Here is an 11,707-nt window from a genome sequence, read left to right as displayed (position 1 = left end):
GGCCTGCTCCTGCGATGGCTCGCAGAGCTTTTGCGTGTCATCATTCGAGCCTTCATCGAGACCGTCCCGGCTCAAAACATCGCTTGAGCCGGGGCGCCGCGTCAGTTCTTCACAGACGACTGGCTACACCGCCGCAATTGACCTGAGCGGATCTACATCCGCCCCTGTCCTTGCGACGCTCTATCCTATGCAGTCGCCGCCGCGCGGCACATCGAGAGCATCGATTTGGCCAGAGGGTCCAGGGGAAATGCGATTAACATTTCCTCGTAGCGCCGTGCCGCTTCATCGAAGTTGCCCTGCTCGAAATAGCTCGATGCCACTCGCGTCATCTCACAGAGTCTTTCGAAGCCGTCCGGCGGAGCCAGCTGCGGATCGTCGGTGTTCCTGATTCCCAATAGTTCATAGACCATGAACTCGTGCTTGCGACCTTTGACCTGCACCGTTTTGATCGGTCGGGCCACGATATCTCCGCCTGCAGATTCCAATATGCTGTCGCTGATACAGATCGTCGTCCCGAAATTCTTGTTGATGCCCTCAAGGCGGGCCGCGACGTTCACACCGTCGCCCATGACCGTGTAGCTCAGTCGCTCACTCGAACCCACGTTGCCGACCAGGACGTCCGCGCAATGCAGGCCGATCCGAAGCGTAAGCGGCGGTCGTCCCGCCGCGCTCCACTCCTCGTTGATCTCGCGCATGCGCCGTGTTGCACGCAAGGCGCCACGGCAGGCGCGAAGCACGTGGTCTGGCCGGCGAGCGGGCGCACCCCAGAATGCCATGATCCCGTCGCCGATGAACTTGTCGACGGTGCCGTGCTCCTCCGCGATTGCCTGCGACACCGCTTCGAAATAGACCGACAGCTGACTGAGCAGATCGTTGGGCGCCATATGCTCGGCGAGGGTGGAGAAGTCCTTAAGATCGGCGAACAATATAGTCATGAAGCGTTGTTCGACGCCGAGCGTCAGCGGAATGCCGGTCTTGATCAGCTCACGGACCACATCCAGTGGCACGAACGAGGAAAAAGATCGCAGCGAGGTCTCGAACAGCCTGACCGCGGTCTGCAGGTCCTTGATCTCCGTGATGTTCGACGTCGCTGGCACGGCATGTGTGAAGGACAGATCCTCGATCGACCTCAATCCCCGCGAGATCCCTTCGATTGGACGCGAGAGCCGCCTCGAAAAGAAATAGATCAGCAGGAGCTCGATGCCGGTCAGCGCTGCGATCAGAAAAATCATCTGTCGGTTGGTTCGCTCAAGGTTGCCGACAAAGTCGCTGGTCGGCGTCAGGATGACGAACTCCCAGGGCTGCCCGAAACTGCCTGGAAACCGCGCGAACGACGCGCTGATCTCTTCGCCGTTCTGCGGAGAGCGAAAGAAGAAGTCGTCGCTATTGGTCGCGCTCTGCAACCGATAAGCTTCCCGCACATTGTCGTCCGCGATGTCATCCAGCTTCGCGATTTCCAGGTGACCGTTGAGGATGTGGACCCCCTTCTTCTGATCGGGAAACGCGATGATCATGCCGTTATTCGGATTGGCAATGAGTGTCGTGCTGCGGGGGCTGGCGCGATGGCTGGTGAGAAACCGCGATACGATGTCGAGCGTAATGTTGGCGGAGGCGCAGCCGATGAATGCGCCGTCCCTGATAATCGGATATCTAACGAAAATGACCGGGTATCCAGTGTCCGGGTTGAGCGCCGGTTGCTCGATGATGAGGGCGCGCGCGACTTTTGCGGCCTGGTACCCCCGCAGGGTCCTGATATCCTCAAGTATCGAGACGTCATAGCTGCCCACCACGTGCGGCCAGGTATCGAAAAACGTGCGATGGCGCACCCGCCGGGGGCTGCCCGCAAAGCTGTCGATGTAGCTGGCATGCCAGTTAGCGGACGCCGGAATCTTGGGATCGGAGCGCCTGCGGTCGTCATCCATCCGGGTCACGACGCGATGGAAGCCGTCTTCAAAGCTAACATACGCCGCGTCGATCTGCCTTGCCGAGGTGAGTGCGTGGTAGATCAGGTCCCGGCTCTCCTCCCTTTTGAAGGCTTCGGGGTCTTGGGCAGCGATTGACGCAAGCAGCGCGAGCGTAGACACGACCGGATCGATCAGGTTCTCTGCTTCCTCGATGCTGATCTGTTTGGTCTTCGAGACCTCGTCCTTCAAGGTTGCCCTGATCGCGGCGGCGTTCTGGTGATAGTTATACAGGAGAATGAAAACCAAAACGGGAATGCTGAGCAGAACGAAGAGGCCCGACATCACCGTGTTCAGCCCCAGCGGGCCTAACGCGCGCCCGCGCCGACGGTACAGCAACCATCCAAGTCCACACAGGACAAGGAGCGCCAGCACGGCCCACGCCACTGGCGCGAACGCCAACCAGTTCAGCAAACCTGCGTCGTCCGGCAGATAGATCATCCCCGCAGGCAGCTCTACCTCACTCAACATGCCCAGCTTGACATAGGCGTTGGCGATGTCCTTCCAGCGTTCTGTGCTCTGACTGCCGATCGGAATCAGGTTGGGCTCGACGAACAGCTCGGTCTGCTTGGCCTCGAACAGCAGGGCCTCGCCAGTCTTCTGTGCGGAGTAGCGCCGCCGGATGAGGTCGACGATCTCGTCCTTGTGCGCGAGCGCATACTGCCAGCCCTTCAGACTGGCCGCCCGAAACGCGCGCACCCGCTCCGGATGCGCCGCCACCTGCTGCCTCGACGTGCAGAGGTTATCGCCATAGAAGTCCAATCCGGAGGCACGCGGCGAGAAGACCAGATAGGGTGTACCAAGCTTATCGAGCGCATAAGGCTCGTTGGTGCTGTAGGCCACCATCGCATCCGCATTGCCGTTGAGCAGATCTCGCGGATTTCCGTCATGATCGACGCGGGGCAGGCTCGCATAATCGACACCCTCGTACTTCAGCATCGCCACGAGGTCGTCGTTCCCCGGCCGATCCATCAGGCGATGCCCCTTCAATTCGGAGACTGTGCGGATGCCGGCGCGGTAGGGCGCGAGGATGATGGCCGCAGTATGCTGGAAAATCACGGCGAGCACGACCATGTTGGCCCGCTTGTTACTGTCCAGCAAAGCGCCGGTCGTGCAGACACCGAAGTCGGCGCGGCCGGCCGCCACCGTGGCGCCGGCATCGATCGTCGGACCGCCTTCGCGAATTTCGACCTCAAGGCCCTGCTCGCGGTAATACCCTTTCTCGACGGCGGCATAGTAGCCGGCGAATTGGAACTGATGCTTCCACTTGAGCTGGAGCGAGACCCTGTCGAGCGCGCGTGCCGGAGACACCTGCGCAAGCGCAATAATGAACGAGCCAAGGAACGCGATAAGGCATGTTAAGAGAAAGCGGCGCCGAGGCGGCGTCGTGAACGACCCTGCCGGCGTGAGTGCACTCGACTTTGCGATTGCATTAACCACTGCCGAGCCCCTGCTTGTTGCCGCACGCCTGGCTCGTCGGAGTTTCACGGCAACGTTGCTGTCGCATCAAGATGAAGGGCGATTGCTTGATGTGACGCCACGACCAGCCTAACAACGGCTAAGTTCGTCGCGCCGTCACGACTACTTTTATTGCTTTCGAATGCCGACCGAGCGGCCCTCGCGCGGAGTGGCGATCGCGCCGTTTGATCCACAGCCTCTTGAATTTGCAAAGACCATATGACGAGATCATGTTGTCAGGCTGCCGGCCGGGCCTGTCTATGCGGAATCGGCACTTTCCCGCACCGCTGTGCCGCCCAGGCCGCACATGCACGTGCACATGACTGCATCGCAGCATAGCGGTTCCTCGAGCAGCGTATTCGTCTTCAGCAAATAACGCGCCCAAATTTCTTCCTCGAATAGCTCGTCACCCCCTCCGGTATGGTCAGGGGCGTACCGGAGACCACCCGGGAAAACCTGTTTGAGTTCCGGCAACGGATCTCACGGATCGATCCAATTGTCCGGATCGAGCGATGTCTATTGGCCTCATGGACAACTCGACCCTCGCAATTTCATCAACCTAAAATAGCGCTATCGTCCGGGGAGACAGAAATGCCGTGGAGCGCAGTTCTGAGGTTTACCGATCCGGAAGTCTGCGCCGCGGCTGTTCAGGGGGCAGATGTAGAGGTATTCCCCACAGCGAGGGGATGCTTTGACACTGAAATTACCAAAGTTCGCTTTGACCGGCTCTGGATGCAGCGGTTTCACTCGGCTCTACCACAGGTCGCCACTGTCGTGCACAAGCCGGACCGCAAGGCAATTTCCTTTCTGACCGGGCCACAGTCTCAGACATTGACGTACTGCGGCCTGGAGGTCCTGCCTGGCGACGTCATCGTCAGCCGTGGAGGAGTGATCCATAAGCGTTTCGGTCGTGACGATCGAAGCGGCGCAATGTCCCTTCCTACCAATGAATGGAATACCGCTCTTAAAGCCATCACAGGCCGTGAACTAGCAGAGACACAGCAGGGGAGCATCGTCCGCCCCGATGCTGCTTTGATGTCACGGCTATTGAGGCTTCACAACGCAGTCGGACAGCTCGCGCGTGAATCGCCGGATATTCTGGAATTGCCGGAGGTAGGAAGAGCACTGGAAGAACGGCTCATTCACATCATGGTACGCTGCCTCAGTGAAAGCACCGCTCGACCGATCACAACAGGCGGCCACCGCCATGATGCAATCATGGCGCGGTTTGAGGAATTCCTGGCGGCACATCCCGATCGGCCGCTGTATCTAACCGAAATTTGTGCGGGCATTGGCGTGGCCGAGCGCACCCTTCGTGCTGCATGCGAAGAACATCTCGGCATGGGGCCTATACGGTATCTCACCTTGCGTCGACTGCATCTCGTGCGCAGCGCACTTCGGGCTGCGGAGGCCAACGGAACTAGCGTCACTCGCATCGTCACCGACCATGGGTTCTGGGAGCTTGGACGATTTTCGGTCGCCTATCGCACGCTGTTCGGAGAATCGCCGTCGGAGACGCTGCGTCGGCCAGCGCAGCAGCGGATGAATCGTCTCGATCGCCCCTCATCGCTTCCAATCGATGCATCTGCAGCGCGCCTGAATTAGCGCACCGAAGCACCCTGTCGGCGCAGCATGTCCGATAGGCGCCGAAAGCAGGGATGCCTGCCAGAGCCCCATCAGGTCCGAAGGCTATTCGTCATGCTGATCGCAGCGCGCGCGATGTCGAAGGACTTCGCCGGATTTGCATAATCCCGCAAATCACGATTGATCATCGCCGTTCCGAAACCGCATATCCAAGGCCGGTCAACTGCTGAATGCTGGGTGCCAGTCCGCCGGCTCGCGGGACAGGCATATGGCACAAGGCCGTACATTTACCTTTAACGATCCCGACCGCTACGCAGCCGGATTTCGCGATGCGAGCGTCAAGCTCACGATAACGGGTGCCGGTGATTTCAGCGCAAAGCTGACACAGCTGAAATTGGAGCATTTGGAGGTTCGCTGGTGTCACGAAAGCCTCCCGCGCATTGCCCATATTTCGTTGTCCCTCAAGCGGTTATTCCTGTCATTTCCGGTGGGTAGGATGTCTCCGATACTCGACGGGTCTCCGCTCGGAAACCGCGACATTGTCTTGCACGGTCTTGGGGAGAGCATGCATCAGCGATCCGGCCGTGAGTGCGAATGGGGCTTGATCTCGATATCTCTCCAACACCTGACGGATTGCAGCGAGGCATTGAACGGATGGCCGATCCCGTCGCTGCACGCGAGCAGAATACTTCACCTCCCGCGCGCAGAGGTGACGAGATTCCAGCGTATTTTCAAGCAAGCCCGCCAACTGGCGGACGCCAGAACGCGCTTGATCGAGCGTCCCGAGGTGGCAAGAGCGCTGGAACAGGAAATGCTTCACGCGATCGTACATCTCCTGAGCGCCGACGGGTCGAATGACAATTCCAGAAAGAGGCACAACCACGCTGCGATCATGGCCCGCTTCGAAGAAGCACTCGCAAGATGCCTCGACCGGAAAGTCAGATTGCCCGCGTTGTGTTCAAAAGTTGGCGTGCCAGAGCGGACTCTGCGGATGTGTTGCGCGGATTTCCTCGGCGTCAGTCCCACGCGATATCTCTTGTTACAACGATTGAACAAGGTTCGCTCTGCGCTGCGACGCGCTGATGCTTCGACCACGAGCGTTACGGAGATAGCCCAGAAACATCAATTCGTGGAGCTTGGTCGCTTTGCGGTGAACTACCGAACCACGTTCGGAGAAACACCGTCAACCACACTGGAACGTGAGCCGCTGCCGTCGGCGAAATCTGCCGAAGGTGCATAGCGCATCGAGGGCGCTTCGCCCAGTTTGCGAGGGCGAGGCTCCGGCCGGTTGCCCGAAACGCGATTTTGCGTGGGTCGGCAAGGCCGGATGGGTGGATCGGGGCGAAGGCTGCGGCCCGGGTCTCAGCAGCCGACACCTGAGGAAAGCAAACGATGCGCAAGTTCAGAAAATTCTGGGGCGCTCTTGTTGTGCTGAGTACCGCAGCGACAATGGCAAGTCTTCCTGCCTCAGCCCAGCAAGGATCGAAACCCAACATCCTCTTCATCATGGGCGATGATATCGGAATATATCAGCCGAGCATCTACCATCGCGGTCTGATGGTTGGCGAGACGCCGAACATTGATCGCATTGGCAATGAAGGCGCGCTCTTCACGCACTATTATGCCGAGCAGAGCTGCACGGCCGGTCGCAACGCCTTCTTCACGGGCATGCATCCGCTGCGCACCGGCATGATCCCACCACAACTACCCGGCAGCCCTTCGTATCTGCGGCCCGGTACCCCGGCGCTCGCCAAATTCCTGCTCGACCTCGGTTACACCACAGGCGAGTTCGGCAAGAACCATCTCGGCGATCACACCGACGCGCTGCCAACCGCGCACGGCTTCCAGGAATTCTGGGGCTACCTGTATCACCTCGATGCCATGCAGGGGGTAAGCTTCCCGGACATCAACAAGACGCCAACCCAGCAGACGGTTGCACCGCCATGCAAGAACACGCCAATTCCGGGAGTCGCGGAAGTCCCTGGCGCTGTCGATCCAAAAACGGCGGTTTGCCTGACGCCGCCGCGTCCCGTGCTGGCATGCAAATCCTCCGACGGCACCGGCAAGAACACGACATGCACGGACGAAGGGCCGCTGACACTCGAGCGATCGAAGGGTGTCGACGAGGAAATCTCGGCCAAGGTCATCGACTTCCTCGATCGCAACGATCCGAAGAAGACCAACAAGCCGTTCTTCGTCTGGTACAATCCGGCGCGCATGCACATCACGACCGTGCTGTCGGACAAGTACGCGGCCATGGTCGGCGAACCGGGCGGCAAGGACTGGGGCCTCAACGAGGCCGGCATGAAGCAGCTGGATGACAACGTCGGCTATGTGCTGAAGAAGCTCCAGGATATGGGGCAGCTCGACAACACGATCGTTGTGTTCACGACCGACAACGGCGCTGAGACGATCACTTTTCCAGACGGTGGCACCACTCCCTTCAAGGGCGGCAAGCTGAGCACCTGGGAAGGTGGCATGCGCGTTCCCGCGCTTGTTCGCTGGCCGAGCGTCATCAAGCCCGGTACAATCAAGAACGACATCTTCGCGTCGCTCGACTGGCTGCCCACGTTTGTCAACATCGCGGGCGGCGAAAAGGGAGACGGGCTTAAGAAGCGCATCGAGGCCGGCCAGTATCCCGGTATCGTGAAAACAACTCTCGATGGCGTCGATCAGACTGAGTACCTGTCCGGGCGTTCGGAAAAGTCCGCGCGCGACACATTCTTCTACTATTCGGGCAAGGACCCGTCGGCGGTTCGGTACAAGAACTGGAAGATCTACTTCACGATGGTGTCCGACAATCCGGAGGGCTTCATTTCGGGAGCGCTTCCCTACCACTGGGCCCAGGTCGTCAACATCAAGCGCGATCCGTTCGAGACCTCGATTGGCTCACAGTTCAAGACGCTCATGGGCCAGGGCGGAACAATCGGCTCCCCCTCGACAGCTTATGTCTACGACTGGAACATGCTGCCTATCGGCCAGGCGCTTTGGCTGAAGGAACTCGAGTCCTACGCGGAGTATCCGCCGCTGCAGGACCCGGCTAGCTACAATCTCGATCAGGTCATTCAGCAGGTCAAGCAGGCAAAGACTGCCGGTCGCAGCGACTAGCCGCGTGATGCTTGCCTGATGCGATCGAAGATGGACGCCCCTCGGGGCGTCCATCTTGCGATGGCGGATGCGAACCTGACACGTTGCGACTGCAAGAGACGAGCACGTTCGCGCGGCGCTAACCTGCAAGGCCGGGATGTAGTAGATATTTAGGAGCCTTCACGGGACGCCGCTTGCCGAACTTGCATAGTCGGCGCTGGCCGCAGCGGTCATCCTTACCCTCTGGAATCGAGAGGTTCAGCGGGCGTATCTAGTGTCGCGGAACAAACGGCGATCCGACAAGAGGCGGCCTGCCAAACCGGTACCCACCGGAAGCGTCGCGAACGCTCGAGCCGACGCGCCAAGCATCGTACCTACCCGGCCTCGAAAATCGTCACGGCGCATTGCAGTCCTTGCGGCAATCATGGTTGTCGCTCTGGGTGGTTTAGGCTCCTTGTTTGTTATGAGAGACGAGTTAGGCGTGTCGAGAGCGCGGCGTGCGCAAACTGCGACGTCGCCGAACTATGTCGGCAGCGAGGTCTGCGCCGGCTGCCATCACGCCCAAGCGGCGGGGTGGCAGACATCTCAGCACAAGCATGCGATGCAGCATGCTAGTACGGCCTCCGTGCTCGGTGATTTCGAGAATGCCAGTTTCGACTACTACGGCGTCCACTCGCGCTTCTTCACGAAGGACAACAAGTTCTTCGTCGAAACCGACGGCCCCGACGGCACGCTTTCGATCTTCGAGGTGAAGTACACGTTCGGAGTCGATCCCCTCCAGCAATATTTGATCGAATTCCCCGATGGTCGTATCCAGGCGCTTTCAATCGCCTGGGACAGCCGGCCGAAGGATCAGAGCGGCCAGAGATGGTTTCATCTTTATCCCGACGAGCAGATCAAGCACGACGATGTGCTGCACTGGACCAAGCTCAACCAGAATTGGAATTTTATGTGCGCCGAGTGCCATTCGACCGGCGTGCAAAAGAACTACGACCCAGCCAGTGATCGCTTCCGCACCACATGGACCGAAATCAGTGTCGGCTGCGAGGCGTGTCATGGCAAGGGATCCCGACACATTGACTGGGCACGCAGTCAGGAGAGCTGGTTCGAAAGAGACAAGGATCCACGCAAGGGCCTCGCGGTACTCTTGAACGAACGGGATGGTGTCACCTGGCAGCACGATCCCAAGACCGGCAATCCGCAACGCAGCATCACTCCAGCAACGACGCGAAGAGAGGTCGAGACTTGCGGCCTTTGCCACGCGCGGCGTAGCCAGTTTTCCGAGGAATGGGTACCGGGAGAGCCCTTGTCAGACACTCACGCCGTCTCTCTCCTCGCTCGCGGACTCTACCACGCCGATGGGCAAATGCGCGACGAGGTCTATAATTATGGCTCGTTCAAGCAGAGCAAGATGTTCGCGGCCGGCGTTTCCTGCAGCGACTGTCACGAGCCACACACTGCCAAGCTACGAGTGTCAGGCGACGGCGTATGCCTGCAATGTCACGCCTCCGACAAATACGAGGTTGCTTCACACACCCATCACGACGGCGCTACGCCCAAAGTCACCTGCGCGTCATGTCACATGCCGGTCAGCACCTACATGGTCATCGACAAGCGGCACGATCACAGCCTTCGTATCCCGAGACCGGATCTGTCAGTCAAGCTGGGCACGCCGAACGCCTGCAACGATTGTCACACCGACAAATCGGCACAATGGGCGGCCGACGCTGTCGAGCACTGGCATGGCCCGGCCCGCAAGGGGTTTCAGGATTACGCCGCGGCATTCCAGGCGTCCTGGACCAACCGCCCTGACGCAGCGGCGCTGCTGGAATTGGTCACCGCCAGCCCAACCGCGCCGGCGATCGCACGGGCAAGCGCTCTCAGCGAAATGCAATCACGGGTTTCGCCAGGAAATATCGAACTCGCCCGCAAAGGGTTGATCGATCCAGATCCGCTCGTGCGGATTGGGGCTCTCGACATGATCGACGGCCTCCCGGGTAGCGGAATCTGGCCGCTGGTCTCGCCCCTTCTTTCCGATTCAAGCCGAGGTGTTCGTATCCGAGCAGTGTCCGTCCTGGCCGCCGTCCCGGCTGCTAACCAACCTTCGTCCGACCGCGCCGCTTTCGATCGGGCAGCAGCGGAGTTCGTTGCTGCACAGAAGTTCAATTCGGATCGACCCGAAGCGCGGACATCGCTTGGAACTTTTTACGTACGCCGCGGCCTCACAAGCGCTGCCGAGGAGGAATACAAGGCGGCGTTGCGGCTCAGCTCGCAATATGCGCCGGCAGCGATTAATCTTTCGGACTTGTACCGCCAACTTGGCAGGAACGAAGATGGAGAACGCGTTCTAAGAACCACGATCCAAATCTCGCGTCCTGACGCCGGACTACACCACGCGCTCGGACTCACCCTGATCCGCGAGAAACGGCCGGATGACGCGCTCGCAGAATTTCGCATAGCAACCGAGCTCGAACCTGGCCGGTCGCACTATGCCTATGTCTACGGTGTGGCGTTGCATTCCTCGGGTCGCACGGACGAGTCGATGACAGTCCTAAAGGAGAACCTGTCCCGTCATCCTGGCGATCGCGAAAGCCTGCTTGCCCTCGTGGCGTACAGCCGCGACAGTGGAGATATCGGAACCGCCCTCGAATATGCCGAGCAGCTCTCCCGTATTGCGCCGAACGATCAGGATATAGCGCGCCTCACTGGCGATCTTCGTGCGCGATCGAAGCGATAGTTCCTGAACAGGCGAACTCGCCATCTCGACGGCTATGACCACAGCTTGTGAATCTGGATGGCGTCCGCAGCAGCGGCTACTGACCGATTGCGTTGCTGACGCCGTGCCAGATTTCGTCCTTGATCGCGATGACCGGCGGTGGAGGCACGATCACCGGGGGCTGCGTTCGCTTCTCGCCATCGACCACCAGCGTGGCAACATCGATCTCGCCGTCCGTGTAGTACGGATCACCCTCCCCATTTCGCCCCAATAGCGTGGGTCCCGTTCCCGAAACCTGGAAGAAGTTCTGAACCATGCCGGCTTCGCGCAAATCCTGCATCAGGAGGTCGCGCTCGGCATCGATATCAGGCGCAATATGATGAGTGACCTGCCCGGTGTCGTGGCTCAGACCGACCCCACGGTCGAACGTTACCGATCCAAGCCAGACCGGACGGCCCTCGGTCCCCTTGTCCAGGACTTGCCAGAATCGGACGTGGTGGCGCCGGTCCGCACTTCTGCCGTCGGGCTTCTCGAAAGCGAGCTCTTCCTTCTTTCCCTCGAAGTAGAGCGGGCTCACGGGTGCATCGCGGTATGGCCGGTCAAGCACCACGCTGCCAACGATCTCGATACTCGATCGCAATGTAATCGGATCGGCTGGAAACCAGCCTGCTGCCCGCATGGCGCGAAGCACATCTTCCTTGCTGCCGACCAGACCGACATTCAGCGCATCGCCAGGAATGCCGCTCGCCGTCCGTGTCACCATCGGCAACGAAGCCAGACCCGGCTCGCGTTCGTGATGGCTCCACAAGGCCGGCAGTATCACATAGGCAAGCAAGAGATAGGCGATCACCACTCCCACGAGAACAATTCCCCATCGTCGCTTACCGGCAATCTGCTTCAT

At 59.7% G+C, this 11,707-nt stretch carries 6 protein-coding genes; 4 read left to right on the top strand and 2 right to left on the bottom strand.

Annotated features, from left to right (window positions below; all coding sequences use genetic code 11):
- Nucleotides 1-185: 185 nt before the first annotated feature.
- Nucleotides 186-3,272, bottom strand: a complete 3,087-nt coding sequence (locus AC629_RS06495; RefSeq protein ID WP_168195408.1) for an ABC transporter substrate-binding protein — start codon at nt 3,270-3,272, stop codon at nt 186-188.
- Between the two features lie 738 nt (nt 3,273-4,010).
- On the opposite strand from AC629_RS06495, the gene AC629_RS06490 reads away from it, so the two are divergent.
- The 4 genes from AC629_RS06490 to AC629_RS06475 all read left to right on the top strand — a co-directional run bounded on the left by AC629_RS06490 (nt 4,011) and on the right by AC629_RS06475 (nt 10,827).
- On the top strand, nt 4,011-5,024 hold the full coding sequence (locus AC629_RS06490) for a helix-turn-helix domain-containing protein (RefSeq protein ID WP_168195407.1): 1,014 nt from the start codon (nt 4,011-4,013) through the stop codon (nt 5,022-5,024).
- 247 nt (nt 5,025-5,271) lie between these two features.
- Entirely contained in the window at nt 5,272-6,243 is a 972-nt protein-coding gene (locus tag AC629_RS06485; protein ID WP_084803909.1) for an AraC family transcriptional regulator, read from the top strand.
- A gap of 209 nt (nt 6,244-6,452) precedes the next feature.
- Entirely contained in the window at nt 6,453-8,111 is a 1,659-nt protein-coding gene (locus AC629_RS06480; protein WP_143198952.1) for an arylsulfatase, read from the top strand.
- 403 nt (nt 8,112-8,514) lie between these two features.
- Nucleotides 8,515-10,827: a multiheme c-type cytochrome gene (locus tag AC629_RS06475; RefSeq protein WP_084803907.1), complete on the top strand. Its 2,313-nt coding sequence runs from the start codon at nt 8,515-8,517 to the stop codon at nt 10,825-10,827.
- A 76-nt stretch (nt 10,828-10,903) separates the two neighbouring features.
- Here AC629_RS06475 and AC629_RS06470 read toward each other — a convergent pair whose 3' ends face one another.
- Nucleotides 10,904-11,707 (bottom strand): LssY C-terminal domain-containing protein, encoded by an 804-nt coding sequence (locus AC629_RS06470; RefSeq protein WP_084803906.1) that lies wholly within the window; start codon nt 11,705-11,707, stop codon nt 10,904-10,906.

Origin of the sequence: Bradyrhizobium sp. NAS80.1 (assembly GCF_001908205.1) — a bacterium.
GTDB lineage: Bacteria > Pseudomonadota > Alphaproteobacteria > Rhizobiales > Xanthobacteraceae > Bradyrhizobium.
Note: the sequence above shows the minus strand (reverse complement) of the source record. Positions and strands in the feature narration are given on the sequence as shown.